Genomic DNA, 14,722 nt, shown 5'->3' on the forward strand with positions numbered 1-14,722 from the left:
CCGTCGCTCCCCCGCCATGGTCCTACTTCGTCGCACCCCTCATGAAGCCGTTGTAGATGAACCTCTGCAGCAGCAGGAAGGCGAGCAGGGTCGGCAGGATCACCAGGACCGCCCCCGCCGAGATCGTCTCCCAGTGGGCGCCGAAGGGGCCCTTGAAGCGGAAGAGGGACGTGGAGATCACCCCCAGGTCGTCGGAGGGCATGTAGAGGAAGGGGATGTAGAAGTCGTTGTAGACGGTGATCCCCTTGACGATGACGACCGTGGCGATCGCGGGTTTCAGGAGCGGGAAGATGATCTTCCGGTAGATCGTGAAGTGGTTGGCGCCGTCCAGGCGGGCGGCCTCGTCCAGGGAGACCGGGATCGACCGCACGAACTGCAGGAAGATGTAGATCGAGACGATGTCGGTGCCCATGTAGAGGGCGATCGGGGCCCAGAGGGTGTCGAACATGCCGAAGCTGTCGACGATCTGGAAGGTCGCGACCTGGGTGGTGACCCCGGGGACCAGGGTGGCGACCAGGAACAGGGCGACGACCAGCTTGCGGAAACGGAAGGTGAAGCGGTCGATCGCGTAGGCCGCCATCGAGCCGATGACGACCGTACCGGTGACGGCGACGAGAAGGATGAGGGCGGTGTTGCCGAAGGCGGTGAGCATCTCGCCGTCGCGGAAGGCCGTCGCGTAGTTGTCGAGGTTCAGGAAGTTGTCGGGCAGCGTGAGCGCGCCGCTGTCCTCGGCCATCTGGCGCTCGGTCTTGAGCGAGGTCAACAGGACCGCCACGAGCGGCAGCAGGACCACGACCGACGCTCCGGCCAGGGACAGATAGGTGAGGGTGCGGGCCACGCGCCCGCGGCGCACCGGGGCCGGTGTCGTCAGAGCCGTCATACGAGGTCCACCCTGTCGTCGGGGACCAGCCGGCGTTGCAGCCACGTCACCGCCAGGATGATCAGCAGCAGGACCACCGCGGCGGCGGACGCGAGGCCCGTCCGGTTGAACTGGAACGCCAGCTTCACCGTCTGGATCACGAAGGTCTCGGTGCCGGTGGCACCGCCGGTCATGATGTACGGGATCTCGAAGACCGACAGGGAGCCGGAGACCGAGAGGATCACGCTCAGGCTCAGCACCGGGCGGATGCCGGGCGCGATGATGTACCGGAACTGGTGCCAGCGGTTCGCGCCGTCGAGCTCGGCGGCCTCGTACAGCTCCCCCGGGATCGACTGGATCGCGCCGAGGAAGAGCACGAAGTTCAGGCCCATGTAGCGCCAGACGGAAACACTCGCCAGGGACACGTTCGCGGACGTCTCCGTGCCGAGCCAGGCGCGGTCGGACGTGTGGCCGAGGAGCGCGAGGACCGAGTCGAGGGTGCCGCCGTCCTGGAAGAAGTAGAGGAAGACGAACCCGATCGCGACCCCGTTGATCAGGTACGGGAAGAAGAGGACGCCTTTGAAGAGGTTGCGGAAGCGGAGGTTGAAGCTGAGGACCGTGGCGAAGTAGAGGGCGAGCACGATCTGCACGGCCGACGCCGCGAGGTAGTAGCCGCTGACGAAGAAGACCTGGAACAACTCGGGGCGGGTGAAGATCTCGACGTAGTTCTCGGCGCCGGTGTAGTTCAGTTCGGGGCTGACGCCGTCCCAGTCGGTGAAGCTGTACGCCAGCATGTTGGCGACGGGCGCGTAGGTGAAGGTGATCAGCAGGACCAGCGGGGCGGCCAGGAAGAGCCAGGGAGTGAGCCCGCGCCCCAGGCGCACCCCGCGAGGGGCGCGCCTGGGCGTGGGGGGCCGGGGCGGGGCCGTGGAGGGCCGCGCCACCTTCCGCACCGCGCGTGAGGGGTCCGTCGTCCGCGCGGGGGGCATCAGGACCCCACGGTCTTCTGGGCCTCGGTCCAGCGTTCACTGAGGTCGGCGAGGAAGTCGTCCAGGCTGCCCTTCTTGGCGCCGCGGGCGAGGTCGACCAGGTCCTGGCGGTAGGCGGGCGCGTTGATGCCGACCTCCGAGGCGCTGTCGATCTCCTTGACCTTTCCGCCGTCGGCGTCGTCGAGTTCGATGAGTTCGACGCCCTGCTCCTCGTAGGGCTTCAGGACCTCGGGAAGCGGGGCCTTCTTGAGCGTGGAGATGGAGAGGTTGTCGTCCGCGTAGCCCGACTTGTCGGTGAACCAGTCGATCCAGGCGCGGGCCGCCTCCTTGTGGTCGGAGTGGATGTTGACGGCCTGGTTGTAGTCGGGGTTCACGGTCGCGCAGGCCTTGCCGTCGACGCGGTAGGGGAACGGCATGAACCCGATGTCGTCGGGATCGGCCCCGGCCTTCTCGGCGGCCTGCTGGAACTGGCTGATCGCCCAGCTGCCGAGCCAGGCCGTGGCGATCTCGCCCTTGGCCAGCCGGGGCTTGGAGTTCTCCCAGTTGGTGGTGGTCGGGTCCTTCTCGATCAGGCCCTGGTGCACGATGTCGTACAACAGCCGGTCGGCGACGCGCAGTTCACCCTTCTCGCCCCAGGGGTCGCCCTCGGCCAGCCGGGTGGTGGCGCCGGTGTCGCAGCTGACCGAGCCGTTCACGCCGGTCCACTGGCTCAGCGGCCACTGGGCGGCGAAGTTGGTGTAGTAGGGGATGGCGTCGGTCCTGGACTTGATGGCCTTGAGCGCGGTGAGGAACTCCGCGGGGGTGGTGGGCCAGTCGGTGACGCCGGCCTCGGCCCAGATCCGCTTGTTGTAGAGGAATCCGGGTGCCGCGCCCATCGGGCTCTGGCCGTAGACCTTGCCGTCGACGGTGGTGAAGCCGGTGAAGCGGTACTTCTCGGCGAGCTCGTCCCGGGTGCCGAGCGAGGCGAAGAACTTGGGGTAGTCGTTCTTCTTGACGACGGCCGGGATCATGAGGACGTCGCCGTAGTTCTCCGTGTTCATCCGGATCTTGACTTCGGACTCGTAGTCGGTGATCGCGTCGAACTTCACCTTCACCTTGGGATAGGTCTTGCTGAAGGCGTCGGCGTACTTCTGCATCGTGCCGTCCTGCACGATGTCGGTCCGGTGGGTGAGAACCGTGATGGTTCCGGAGACCTGTGCCGGGTCCTCGGCGGCCTCGGCGTCGGCGCCCTTCGAACTGCCCCCGCCGCCGGTGCAGCCCGAGGCCAGGAGGGCGGCTGCGACCAGCGTTCCGGTGAGTGTCCTTCGGTGGTTCATGTGCACCAGCTCCGTTCGGGACGGACGAGCACGGGTGGGTTGGCTGGTTCGGCACTCTGGCAGGCCGTCACTGAACCGGTAAAGTCCCTATTCCGCCAAGGCTGTCGAAATATTTTCGTGACGGGACCGGGCAGCCGACTGGACCGGTTTAGGAGTGCGCATGCTGGACGCCACACCGCTCACCGAGGGCTGGATCCTGCGCCACGAGGGGAAGTCCCTTCCGGCCGAGGTGCCCGGGTGCGTGCACACCGACCTGCTGGCGGCGGGGCTGATCCCGGACCCCTTTCTCGGGCGGAACGAGACCGAGGTGGCCTGGGTGGGCCGCCGGGAGTGGACGTACGAGGTCGAGCTGCCCGGCGTCGGCGCGGCCGGCGGGCACGACCAGACCGACCTGGTCTTCGACGGGCTCGACACCGCCGCCGAGATCCGGCTCGACGGCCGGGTCCTCGGGTCCGTGCGGAACATGCACCGCTCGTACCGCTTCGACATCACCGGACTGAGCGGCCGGCTCTCCGTACGCTTCGCCTCCGCGTACACCGAGGCGGAGGCGGTGCGCGAGCGGCTCGGCGACCGGCCCAACGCCTATCCCGAACCCTTCCAGTACATCAGGAAGATGGCCTGCTCCTTCGGCTGGGACTGGGGGCCGACGCTGGTGACGGCCGGGATCTGGCGGCCCGTCCGGCTGGAGAGATGGTCGACGGCACGGATCGCGCGGGTACGGCCGCTGGTGACCGTCGACGGCACCACCGGGCGGGTGGAACTGCTCGTCGACGTGGAGCGGGCGGCCGTGGAGGCGGGGCTGCGGCTGCGGGCGCGGGTGGGGGGCGTCACCGCGGACGCGGAGGTCGAGGGGACGAGCGGGACCGTACGGCTGGAGGTCCCGGGCGTGCAGCGGTGGTGGCCCCGCGGGTACGGCGAACAGCCTCTGTACGACGTCGAGTTGACGCTGCTCAGCGACGGCGGCGCACTCGACCTGTGGCGTCGGCGGGTCGGGTTCCGGAGCGTGGAGCTGGACCGGAGCGCCGACGAGCACGGCACGGGGTTCACCCTCGTCGTCAACGGTGATCGGCTGTTCGCGCGCGGGGTCAACTGGATCCCGGACGACGTGTTCCCGTCCCGGATCACGCCCGAGCGGTACCGCGCGCGGCTCACTCGGGCGGCCGAGGCCGGGGTCGACCTCGTACGGATCTGGGGCGGCGGGATCTACGAGAGCGAGGACTTCTACGACGTCTGCGACGCGCTGGGCCTGCTGGTCTGGCAGGACTTCCCGTTCGCGTGCGCGGCCTACCCGGAGGAGCAGCCGCTGCGGGGCGAGGTGGAGGCCGAGGCGCGGGAGAACGTCGTCCGGCTGATGCCGCATCCGTCGCTGGTGCTGTGGAACGGCAACAACGAGAACCTGTGGGGTTTCCGGGACTGGGGCTGGGAGGAGCGGCTCGCCGGGGAGTCGTGGGGCGAGGGGTACTACCTGGGCGTACTGCCGCGGGTGGTGGCCGAGTTGGACCCGACACGGCCGTACGCGGCGGGCTCTCCGTGGTCCGGGTCCTGGGAACGGCATCCGAACGACCCCGCGCACGGCACGCACCACTCCTGGGAGGTGTGGAACCGGGAGGACTACGCGGAGTACCGGGCGAACGTGCCGCGTTTCGTGGCCGAGTTCGGCTGGCAGGCGCCTCCCGCGTACGCGACGCTGCGGCGGGCGCTGCCGGGTGAGGAGCCGGCGCCGGACTCCCCCGGCATGCTGCACCACCAGAAGGCCGAGGACGGGAACGGCAAGCTGGAGCGGGGCCTCGCGCGTCATTTCGCCCTGCCCGAGGGGGACTTCGACCGCTGGCACTATCTGACGCAGGTCAACCAGGCGCGGGCGGTCGCCGCCGGGATCGAGCACTGGCGGTCGCACTGGCCGGTGTGCGCGGGCACGATCGTGTGGCAGCTCAACGACTGCTGGCCGGTGACCTCCTGGGCGGCGATCGACGGGGACGGCCGGGAGAAGCCGCTCTACCACGAGCTGCGACGGCTGTACGCGGACCGGCTGCTGACGCTCTCGGCCGGGGCGCTGGCCGTGGTCAACCAGGCGGCCGGGGAGTGGACGGGCTCCGCGCGGCTGCGGCGGATGTCGGTCGACGGGGCGGTGCTCGGCGAGGCGTACGCCGCGTTCGCCGCCGCCGGACGGACGGTGACCCGGGTCGACGTCCCCCAGGAGCTGGAGCCCGCCGGGCCGAAGGAGTTCCTCGTCGCGGACGCGGACGGGCTGCGGGCCCTGCGCTTCCCCTGCCCCGACCGCGACATCCCCTATCCCCGGCCGGAGTTCGAGGTGACCGCCGCGCCGGGCTCGGTCACGGTGACGGCCCGTACCCTCGTACGGGACCTGTTGCTGCAGGCCGACCGGCTGGATCCGCGGGCGCGGGCGGACCGGGGGCTCGTCACCCTGCTTCCCGGGGAGCGGGTGACCATCGGGGTCGGCGGCTGGGAGACTCCCGATCCGGACGCCGCCCGATCGGCCCTGTACTGCCTGGAGCCCCACCGATGACGACCCCCCGCGTGACCATCAAGGACGTCGCCGCCCGCGCCGGGGTGTCCAAGGGGGCGGTGTCGCTGGCGTTCAACCGGAAGCCGGGGCTGGCCGACGCCACCCGGGACCGGATCTTCGCGGCGGCCCGGGAGCTGGGGTGGGCGCCGAACCTGGCGGCACGGTCGCTGTCGAGCCGACGGGTCGACGTGGTGGGGCTCGCCGTCTGCCGGCCCGCGAGGCTGCTCGGGCTGGAGCCGTTCTACATGGAGTTCGTCTCCGGGGTGGAGAGCGTGCTGACCGAGCGGTCCTGCTCGCTGCTGCTGCGGCTGGTGCGGAACCTGGACGAGGAGGTGGGGGTCCAGGACGCGTGGTGGCGGGGGCGGCAGGTCAGCGGGTCGATCCTCGTGGACTTCCGGGCGGACGATCCGAGAGTGGCCGCGGCGGGGCGGCTGGGGATGCCGGTGGTGGCCGTCGGGCATCCGTCGCTGACCGGCGGGCTGACCTCCGTGTGGACGGACGACGCGACCGCCGTGACGGAGGCGGTGCGGTATCTGGCGGCGCTCGGGCACCGGCGGATCGCGCGGGTGGGGGGCGCTGCCGCGCTGGGGCACACGGCGATTCGTACGGCGGCGTTCGATCAGGTGGCGCGGGAGCTGCGGCTGGCCGGAGCGCGGCAGGTGGCGACCGACTTCTCCGGCGACGCGGGGGCGCGGGCGACGCGGTCGCTGCTGGCCGGGGCGGGGGACGACCGGCCCACGGCGATCGTCTACGACAACGACATCATGGCGGTGGCCGGGCTGTCGGTGGCGGCCGAGATGGGGGTGCGGGTGCCGGAGGAGGTGTCGCTGCTGGCCTGGGACGACTCGCAGTTGTGCCGGCTGACGCGGCCGACGCTGTCCGCGATGAGTCATGACGTGTACGGGTTCGGGGCGGAGGTCGCGCGGACGTTGTTCGAGGTGATCGGTGGGGGCGGGGAGTCCCATCCGGTGGCTACGCCGGTGCTGGTACCGCGTGGGTCCACCGCGACGGCCCCCTGAGGGCCGTACGGGAGTGCGGGTTCGTTCCGGCTGGTCGCACAGTTCGTCGCGCCCTTGGGGCGACTTCGGGTAACCGGCGGTAACATCTGAACCCGATGTGACCTTCGCCGCTCCCTCGCCCAGGGGTGGGCAGCACTGTTACTCGCAAGTAGCATGGGCCTGAGCGCGCGCTCAGCGGTTGCGCGTCGCAGCAGTGCCGTCCCGCACCTCTGGAGGAAAGCCATCGTGCCTCGTACCGTCAAGGAAGTCGTCTTCGTCGACGGCGTCCGCACCCCGTTCGGCAAGGCGGGCCCGAAGGGCATCTACCACGAGACCCGCGCCGACGACCTCGTCGTGAAGGCGATCCGGGAGCTGCTGCGCCGCAACCCCGGTCTGGAGCCCGCGAAGATCGACGAGGTCGCCATCGCCGCGACCACGCAGATCGGTGACCAGGGCCTCACCATCGGCCGTACGGCGGGCATCCTCGCCGGTCTGCCGCAGTCGGTGCCCGGTTACTCCATCGACCGCATGTGCGCCGGCGCCCTGACCGCCGTCACCTCGGTCGCCGGTTCCGTCGCCTTCGGCGCGTACGACGTCGCCATCGCCGGCGGTGTCGAGCACATGGGCCGCCACCCGATGGGCGAGGGCGTCGACCCGAACCCGCGCTTCGTCTCCGAGAAGCTGGTCGACGAGTCCGCCCTGTTCATGGGCATGACCGCCGAGAACCTGCACGACCGGTACCCGACGATCACCAAGCAGCGCGCCGACGAGTACGCCGTGCGCTCGCAGGAGAAGGCCGCCAAGGCGTACGCCAACGGCAAGATCCAGGCCGACCTGGTACCGATCTCGGTGCGCCGCACCAACGCCGAGGCCGGCGAGACCGGCTGGGGCCTGGTCACCGCCGACGAGCCGATGCGTCCGGGCACGACCCTCGAGAACCTGACGGGCCTCAAGACCCCGTTCCGCGTGCACGGCCGGGTCACCGCCGGCAACGCGGCCGGTCTGAACGACGGCGCGACCGCCTCCCTCATCGCTTCCGAGGACTTCGCCCGCGAGAACAACCTCCCGGTCAAGATGCGTCTGGTCTCGTACTCCTTCGCGGGTGTCGAGCCGGAGGTCATGGGCTACGGCCCGATCCCGGCGACGGAGAAGGCACTCGCCCAGGCGGGCCTGTCCATCGACGACATCGGCCTGTTCGAGATCAACGAGGCCTTCGCCGTGCAGGTGCTCGCCTTCCTGGAGCACTACGGCATCGCCGACGACGACGCCCGCGTCAACCAGTACGGCGGCGCCATCGCCTTCGGTCACCCGCTGGCCTCCTCGGGTGTGCGTCTGATGACGCAGCTCGCCCGCCAGTTCGAGGAGCAGCCGGAGGTCCGCTACGGCCTCACCACCATGTGCGTCGGCTTCGGCATGGGCGCCACGGTCATCTGGGAGAACCCGCACCACAAGGACGCCGGAGGCGACAAGTGAGCACCACCGAACTCCTCAAGGGCGCGGCCGAGCTGTTCCCCGACGAGGTCGTGACGTCCGCGCACGTACGCCACCTCGACCTGCCGTTCGGCGCCGGGCGCTTCGCGCTCATCACGCTGGACAACGGGTTCGACCACACCAAGCCGACCACCTTCGGCCCCGCGTCGCTGGCGAACCTGAACACCGCCATCGACCAGGTCGAGAAGGAGGCCGCGGCCGGCGAGATCGTCGGTGCCGGTGTCACCGGCAAGCCCTTCATCTTCGCTGTGGGCGCCGACCTCAAGGGCGTCGAGCTGCTGAAGAACCACGACGACGCGCTCGCCATCGGCAAGGGCGGCCACGAGGTCTTCAAGCGCCTGTCCGCGCTCGCCGTGCCGACCTTCGCCTACTACAACGGCGCCGCGATGGGCGGTGGCGTCGAGGTCGGTCTGCACTGTGCCTACCGGACCGTCTCGAAGGCGATCCCGGCCTTCTCCCTCCCCGAGGTCTTCCTCGGGCTGGTCCCGGGCTGGGGCGGCTGCGCGCTGCTGCCGAACCTGATCGGCGCCGACAAGGCCGTCTCGGTGATCATCGAGAACAGCCTCAACCAGAACAAGCAGCTCAAGGGTCAGCAGGTCTTCGACCTCGGCATCGCGGACGCGATCTTCGAGGGCGCCGACTTCCTGGAGCAGTCGCTGATCTGGACGGCGAACGTCCTCAAGGGCGAGGTCACGGTCGAGCGTCCCGTGATCGACCGCGGCGAGGGCTGGGACCAGGCCGTCGCCAAGGGCCGCTTCATCGCTGACTCCAAGGTGCACGGGGCGGCCCCGGCCGCGTACCGCGCGCTGGACATCATCGCCGCCGCCAAGGACGGCGACCTCCAGGCCGGCTTCGACGCCGAGGACGTCGCCCTCGCCGACCTGATCATGGGCGGCGAACTGCGTGCCGGTATCTACGCCTTCAACCTGGTGCAGAAGCGCGGCAAGCGCCCCGCCGGCGCCCCGGACAAGAACCTGGCCCGCCCGGTCACCAAGGTCGGTGTCGTCGGCGCCGGTCTGATGGCCTCCCAGCTCGCGCTGCTGTTCCTGCGCCGCCTGGAGGTGCCGGTCGTGCTGACCGACATCGACCAGGAGCGCGTCGACAAGGGTGTGGGCTACGTCCACGCCGAGATCGACAAGCTGCTGCTCAAGGGCCGGATCAACCAGGACAAGGCCAACCGTCTCAAGGCCCTGGTCACCGGTGTCCTGGACAAGGCCGAGGGCTTCGCGGACGCGGACTTCATCATCGAGGCCGTGTTCGAGGAGATCGGTGTCAAGCAGCAGGTGTTCGCGGAGGTCGAGGCGGTCGCCCCGGCGCACGCGATCCTCGCCACCAACACCTCGTCCCTGTCGGTGTCGGAGATGGCGTCGAAGCTGAGGAACCCCGAGCGGGTCGTGGGCTTCCACTTCTTCAACCCGGTCGCGATCCTCCCGCTCCTGGAGATCGTCCGCGGTGAGCAGACCGACGACGCCTCCCTGGCCACGGCGTTCGCCGTCGCCAAGAAGCTGAAGAAGACCGCGGTCCTGGTGAAGGACGCCCCGGCGTTCGTCGTGAACCGCATCCTGACCCGCTTCATGGGCGAGATCCAGAACGTCATCGACGAGGGCACGCCGGTCGAGGTCGCCGAGAAGGCCGTCGAGCCGCTGGGTCTGCCGATGTCGCCGCTGGTGCTCCTGGAGCTGGTCGGCCCGGCCATCGGCCTGCACGTCTCGGAGACCCTCAACCGGGCCTTCCCCGACCGCTTCACGGTCTCCCCCAACCTCGCGGCCGTCGTCAAGGCGGGCAAGCGCGGGTTCTATGTGTACGACTCCGGCAAGCCGGAGCTGGACCCCGAGGTCGCCGCGCTCCTCAAGCAGGGCGACTCCGTCCTGGACGAGGAGCAGGTGCGGGCCCGCGTCCTCGACGCCGTCGCCCAGGAGATCGGGCTCATGCTCGACGAGGGTGTCGTCGCCGAGGCGCAGGACATCGACCTCTGCCTGATCACCGGCGCCGGCTGGCCCTTCCACCTGGGCGGCATCACGCCGTACCTGGACCGCGAGGGCGTCAGCGAGCGGGTCAACGGCAAGAAGTTCCTGGAGACCGGGGTGGCCTCGGTCCCCGCGTGACGGCGTGCCCGCGTGACGGCCGTACGGACATGACCGTCGTACGGACATGACGGTCCTACGGGTGTGACGCTCGCGCACAGGTGAGGAGGGTCTCCGCTTCCGGGCGGGGGCCCTCCTCTCACGCGTCCTCGGGGAAGCGGAAGTCCGGTGCCGCGAGCCGGGACGTCCGCAGCGTGCCGTCGGCGCGGATCACCCCGAGCACCACCCGCCCGTTCGCGTCCCGCGCCGACGCCGGCACCCCCACACGGCGTTCACCGGTCGGCGCCCAGTCCACCCCGGCCCCCTCGTTCTCCGTGGCGCAGGCCGCGAGCAGCACCTCGCCCCCGGTGTCGCGATGTGCATAGGGCGACCGTTTCGCCGGGCCGGTGGGGCCGGCGTGCGACCCTGTCCCCATGGACGCCCCCCTGCTCGTGATCGTCGACGCCGCCAACGTCATCGGCTCGGTGCCCGACGGCTGGTGGCGCGACCGGCGCGGCGCGGCGGAACGCCTGCGCGACCGGCTCGCCCGGGACGGGGTTCCCGGCCGCGAGGAGCCCGTCGAGCTGGTGCTGGTCGTCGAGGGCGCGGCCCGGGGCGTGGAGCCGGTCCCCGGTGTACGGGTCGAGGCGGCCCCGCACAGCGGTGACGACCGCATCGTGGAGCTGGTGGCCGACAGGGCCCCCGGCCGACCCTGCCTCGTCGTCACCGCCGACCGCGAACTGCGGCGCAGGGTGGTCGCGCTGGGGGCCGAGGTGACGGGGCCGAGAACGGTGCGCGGCGCGTCCTGAACGCCCTCCGGCCCCGTACGTCCCACCGTGAGCGGGACGTACGGGGCCGGAGGACGAGGGCCGGGCTCGGGTCCGCTACGGGACGTCGCGCCCGGGCGGCCCGCCGGCGTCACCCGTCGCGGTCGGCACCTGGCGTCCGAGACGGCTGTGTGAGCGGCCGTAGACGAAGTAGACGAGGAAGCCGAGGGCCATCCAGCCGGCGAAGCGGAGCCACGTCTCGGTGGGGAGGTTGAGCATCAGCCACAGCGAGGCGCACACCGACAGGATCGGGATGACCGGAACCCAGGGGGTGCGGAAGGCCCGGGGCAGATCGGGGCGGGTACGGCGCAGGATGATCACGCCGATCGCGACGACCACGAAGGCGAACAGCGTGCCGATGTTGACCAGTTCCGCCAGCTCGCTCAGCGGCGTGAAACCGGCGAGGATCGCGATGGCCACGCCGAGCAGGATGGTGGGCCGGTGCGGGGTCTTGAACCGGGGGTGGACGCGGGAGAAGAAACGCGGCAGCAGCCCGTCCCGGCTCATCGCGAAGAAGACCCGGGTCTGGCCGAGCAGCAGGATCATGCACACGGTCGTCAGGCCGACGGCGGCGCCGAAGCTGATGAAGCCCGCGAACCACGGATGCCCGGTGGCCTTGAAGGCGTCGGCGAGCGGCGCGGTCACCGACAGCTTCGTGTAGTGCTGCATACCGGTGACGACGATCGAGACCGCCACGTACAGCGTGGTGCAGATGACGAGGGAGCCGATGATGCCCCGGGGCATGTCCCGCTGCGGGTTCTTCGTCTCCTCGGCGGCCGTGGCGACGACGTCGAAGCCGATGAACGCGAAGAAGACCACGGAGGCGGCCGTGAAGATGCCCATCACCCCGAAGTTGGACGGCGCCCAGCCGAACAGCAGCTGGATGAGGGGCGCCTGGAGGCTGTCCCCCGCGTCGACCGCCTGCGCCTTCGGGATGAACGGGTCGTAGTTGTCGCCCTTCACGAAGAAGGCGCCCGCGACGATCACGGTGAGGACGACCGTCACCTTGATGGCGACGACCACGGAGGTGACGCGCGCGGAGAGCTTGGTGCCGATCACCAGGATGGCCGTGAGGATCAGGACGAGCGCGGCGGCGAGGATGTCGAACCCGAAGCCGTCCGCCCCGTCCCTGGTACCGAGCGCCGCCGGCAGCTCCCAGCCGGCGTTGGCCAGCAGCGAATGAATGTAGCCGGACCAGCCGACCGCCACCACCGCCGTCCCCAGCGCGAACTCCAGCACCAGGTCCCAGCCGATGATCCAGGCGGGCAGTTCCCCGAGGGAGGCGTAACTGAAGGTGTACGCGGACCCCGCGACCGGGACCGTGGAGGCGAACTCCGCGTAGCAGAGGGCGGCAAGCGCGCAGACGACGCCGGCCACGACGAAGGCGAGGGCCACGGCGGGACCGGCGTTGTTCTTGGCCACCGTGCCGGTGAGGACGAAGATGCCGGTGCCGATGATGACACCGACGCCGAAGACCGTCAGATCCAGCGCGGACAAGGATTTCCTGAGCGCGTGTTCTGGCTCCTCGGTATCGAGGATGGACTGCTCGACCTTCTTCGTCCGGAAGAGTGTGCTGCTCACAGGCGTACCTCCCACGCTTGTCGTCCTCGACATGATCGAGAGGGGGCGTGGTCCGTATGCCCCGGCGCGGGCGTTTTCACGCGAATGGGCCGGTCTCACCACCGTAAAGAATGGCGAAACCGGCCCGGACGGCCCAACCGGACCGATCAGTCGCGGGCGGGTTCCACCTCCGCCGTGGTTTCGCCGAACCGCCCGTCGATCTTGGAGACCAGGCCGGTGACCTGGCGGGCGATGTCGGGCGCGGTGAGCCCGATCTCGGCCAGGACCTCGGCGCGGGAGGCGTGGTCGAGGAAGCGCGGCGGGATGCCGAAGTCGCGCAGCGGGATGTCCACGCCGGCGTCGCGCAGTGCCTGGGCGACGGCCGAGCCGACGCCGCCGACGCGGGAGTTGTCCTCGACGGTGACGACCACGCGGTGCTTGTCGGCGAGCGGCGCCATGTGCTCGTCGACGGGCTTGACCCAGCGCGGGTCGACGACGGTGGTGGTGATCCCCTGCTTGTCGAGCAGGTCGGCGATCTCCAGGCACATCGGCGCGAGGGCGCCGACGGAGACGAGGAGCACGTCCGGGGTGTCGGTACCCGGCTCGCGCAGTACGTCCATGCCGCCGACGCGGCGCAGGGCGGGCACGGCGGGGCCCACGGCACCCTTGGAGAAGCGCACCACGGTCGGCGCGTCGGTGACCTCGACGGCCTCGCGCAGCTGGGCGCGGACCTGGTCGGCGTCGCGTGGCGCGGCGAGCCTGAGCCCCGGTACGACCTGGAGGATCGACATGTCCCACATGCCGTTGTGCGAGGCCCCGTCGGTGCCGGTGACGCCGGCCCGGTCCAGGACGAAGGTCACCCCGCACCTGTGGAGGGCGACGTCCATCAGGACCTGGTCGAAGGCCCGGTTGAGGAAGGTCGCGTAGACGGCGAAGACGGGGTGCAGACCGCCCGTGGCGAGGCCCGCGGCGGACACCGCGCCGTGCTGCTCGGCGATGCCGACGTCGTACACGCGCTCGGGGAAGGCCTTGGCGAACTTGTCGAGGCCGACCGGCTGGAGCATGGCCGCCGTGATGGCGACGATGTCCTCGCGCTCCTTGCCGAGCTTGACCATCTCCTCGCCGAAGACCGAGGTCCAGTCGGCGCCGGAGGAGGCGATCGGCAGACCGGTGTCCGGGTGGATCTTGCCGACGGCGTGGAAGCGGTCCGCCTCGTCCTGGAGGGCGGGCTGGTAGCCGCGGCCCTTCTCGGTGAGGCAGTGCACGATGACCGGCCCGCCGAACCGCTTGGCGCGGGCGAGCGCGGACTCCAGGGCCTCGATGTCGTGCCCGTCGATCGGGCCGACGTACTTGAGGCCGAGGTCCTCGAACATGCCCTGCGGGGCGATGAAGTCCTTCAGCCCCTTCTTGGCCCCGTGGAGCGTCTCGTAGAGGGGGCGGCCGACGACGGGGGTGCGCTCCAGCAGGTCCTTGCCGCGGGCGAGGAAGCGCTCGTAGCCGTCGGTGGTCCGCAGCGTGGCCAGGTGGTTGGCGAGGCCGCCGATGGTCGGCGCGTAGGAGCGCTCGTTGTCGTTGACGACGATGACCAGCGGGCGGTCCTTGGCGTCGGCGATGTTGTTGAGCGCCTCCCAGGCCATGCCGCCGGTGAGCGCGCCGTCGCCGATGACCGCGACCACGTGGTCGTCACGTTTCAGCACCTGGTTGGCCTTGGCGAGGCCGTCGGCCCAGCCGAGCACCGTGGAGGCGTGGCTGTTCTCGATGACGTCGTGCTCGGACTCGGCCTGCGAGGGGTAGCCGGACAAGCCGCCCTTCATCTTCAGCCGGGAGAAGTCCTGACGGCCGGTGAGGAGCTTGTGGACGTAGGACTGGTGGCCCGTGTCCCACAGCACCTTGTCCCTCGGCGAGTCGAAGACACGGTGCATCGCGATGGTGAGCTCGACCACGCCGAGGTTCGGGCCGAGGTGACCGCCGGTCTTCGACACCGCCTCCACGAGGAAGGTCCGGATCTCCTCCGCCAGCTGGTCCAACTCCTCCAGACTGAGCCGGTCCAGATCGCGCGGTCCCCTGATGCGGGTCAGCAGCGGCACCCGTG

The 14,722-nt window shown here is 70.3% G+C and carries 11 protein-coding genes; 5 read left to right on the forward strand and 6 right to left on the reverse strand.

Annotated elements, in window-relative coordinates:
* Positions 1–22: 22 nt before the first annotated feature.
* The 3 genes from ACFU5F_RS10115 to ACFU5F_RS10125 are packed head-to-tail and all read right to left on the reverse strand — an operon-like array spanning position 23 to position 3,164.
* The gene (locus tag ACFU5F_RS10115; RefSeq protein ID WP_383884618.1) at positions 23–880 is read right to left on the reverse strand and encodes a carbohydrate ABC transporter permease; all 858 of its coding nucleotides are present in this window, start codon (positions 878–880) and stop codon (positions 23–25) included.
* Entirely contained in the window at positions 877–1,848 is a 972-nt protein-coding gene (locus ACFU5F_RS10120; RefSeq protein ID WP_383884621.1) for a carbohydrate ABC transporter permease, read from the reverse strand. The genes ACFU5F_RS10115 and ACFU5F_RS10120 overlap by 4 nt, the downstream gene beginning before the upstream one ends.
* Positions 1,848–3,164 (reverse strand): ABC transporter substrate-binding protein, encoded by a 1,317-nt coding sequence (locus ACFU5F_RS10125; protein ID WP_383884624.1) that lies wholly within the window; start codon positions 3,162–3,164, stop codon positions 1,848–1,850. The genes ACFU5F_RS10120 and ACFU5F_RS10125 overlap by 1 nt, the downstream gene beginning before the upstream one ends.
* A gap of 160 nt (positions 3,165–3,324) precedes the next feature.
* On the opposite strand from ACFU5F_RS10125, the gene ACFU5F_RS10130 reads away from it, so the two are divergent.
* From ACFU5F_RS10130 to ACFU5F_RS10145, 4 genes are all read left to right on the forward strand, one after another.
* Positions 3,325–5,691, forward strand: coding sequence for a glycoside hydrolase family 2 protein (locus ACFU5F_RS10130; RefSeq protein ID WP_383884627.1), 2,367 nt, complete (start codon positions 3,325–3,327; stop codon positions 5,689–5,691).
* Positions 5,688–6,710 carry a LacI family DNA-binding transcriptional regulator gene (locus tag ACFU5F_RS10135; protein ID WP_383884630.1) on the forward strand — a complete coding sequence of 341 codons (1,023 nt, stop codon included), beginning with the start codon at positions 5,688–5,690 and terminating at the stop codon, positions 6,708–6,710. Before ACFU5F_RS10130 ends, ACFU5F_RS10135 begins: the two co-directional genes overlap by 4 nt.
* Before the next feature lie 225 nt (positions 6,711–6,935).
* On the forward strand, positions 6,936–8,162 hold the full coding sequence (locus tag ACFU5F_RS10140; RefSeq protein WP_383884633.1) for a thiolase family protein: 1,227 nt from the start codon (positions 6,936–6,938) through the stop codon (positions 8,160–8,162).
* Positions 8,159–10,285: a 3-hydroxyacyl-CoA dehydrogenase NAD-binding domain-containing protein gene (locus ACFU5F_RS10145; RefSeq protein ID WP_383884636.1), complete on the forward strand. Its 2,127-nt coding sequence runs from the start codon at positions 8,159–8,161 to the stop codon at positions 10,283–10,285. The genes ACFU5F_RS10140 and ACFU5F_RS10145 overlap by 4 nt, the downstream gene beginning before the upstream one ends.
* Before the next feature lie 118 nt (positions 10,286–10,403).
* Here the strand turns inward: ACFU5F_RS10145 and ACFU5F_RS10150 are convergent, their stop codons facing one another.
* A complete protein-coding gene (locus tag ACFU5F_RS10150) occupies positions 10,404–10,679 on the reverse strand; it encodes a hypothetical protein (RefSeq protein ID WP_383884639.1) in 276 nt (91 codons plus the stop codon).
* On the opposite strand from ACFU5F_RS10150, the gene ACFU5F_RS10155 reads away from it, so the two are divergent.
* Entirely contained in the window at positions 10,678–11,052 is a 375-nt protein-coding gene (locus tag ACFU5F_RS10155; protein WP_383884641.1) for an NTP pyrophosphohydrolase, read from the forward strand. The genes ACFU5F_RS10150 and ACFU5F_RS10155 overlap by 2 nt on opposite strands.
* 75 nt (positions 11,053–11,127) lie before the next feature.
* Here ACFU5F_RS10155 and ACFU5F_RS10160 read toward each other — a convergent pair whose 3' ends face one another.
* Together ACFU5F_RS10160 and dxs are read right to left on the reverse strand one after the other, a co-directional pair.
* On the reverse strand, positions 11,128–12,651 hold the full coding sequence (locus tag ACFU5F_RS10160) for an amino acid permease (RefSeq protein WP_383884644.1): 1,524 nt from the start codon (positions 12,649–12,651) through the stop codon (positions 11,128–11,130).
* A gap of 146 nt (positions 12,652–12,797) precedes the next feature.
* The gene (gene dxs, locus ACFU5F_RS10165) at positions 12,798–14,717 is read right to left on the reverse strand and encodes a 1-deoxy-D-xylulose-5-phosphate synthase (protein WP_383884647.1); all 1,920 of its coding nucleotides are present in this window, start codon (positions 14,715–14,717) and stop codon (positions 12,798–12,800) included.
* Positions 14,718–14,722 lie beyond the last annotated feature (5 nt).

Origin of the sequence: Streptomyces sp. NPDC057438 (genome assembly GCF_042802995.1) — a bacterium.
In the GTDB taxonomy this organism is placed as follows: domain Bacteria; phylum Actinomycetota; class Actinomycetes; order Streptomycetales; family Streptomycetaceae; genus Streptomyces.

Excerpts from the sequence above, each read along its gene's own strand:
- ACFU5F_RS10120 (WP_383884621.1), bottom strand. The coding sequence starts at position 1,848 with ATGCCCCCCGCGCGGACGACGGACCCCTCACGCGCGGTGCGGAAGGTG.
- ACFU5F_RS10125 (WP_383884624.1), bottom strand. The coding sequence starts at position 3,164 with ATGAACCACCGAAGGACACTCACCGGAACGCTGGTCGCAGCCGCCCTC.
- ACFU5F_RS10135 (WP_383884630.1), top strand. The coding sequence starts at position 5,688 with ATGACGACCCCCCGCGTGACCATCAAGGACGTCGCCGCCCGCGCCGGG.
- ACFU5F_RS10150 (WP_383884639.1), bottom strand. The coding sequence starts at position 10,679 with ATGGGGACAGGGTCGCACGCCGGCCCCACCGGCCCGGCGAAACGGTCG.
- ACFU5F_RS10155 (WP_383884641.1), top strand. The coding sequence starts at position 10,678 with ATGGACGCCCCCCTGCTCGTGATCGTCGACGCCGCCAACGTCATCGGC.
- ACFU5F_RS10115 (WP_383884618.1), bottom strand. The coding sequence starts at position 880 with ATGACGGCTCTGACGACACCGGCCCCGGTGCGCCGCGGGCGCGTGGCC.
- ACFU5F_RS10130 (WP_383884627.1), top strand. The coding sequence starts at position 3,325 with ATGCTGGACGCCACACCGCTCACCGAGGGCTGGATCCTGCGCCACGAG.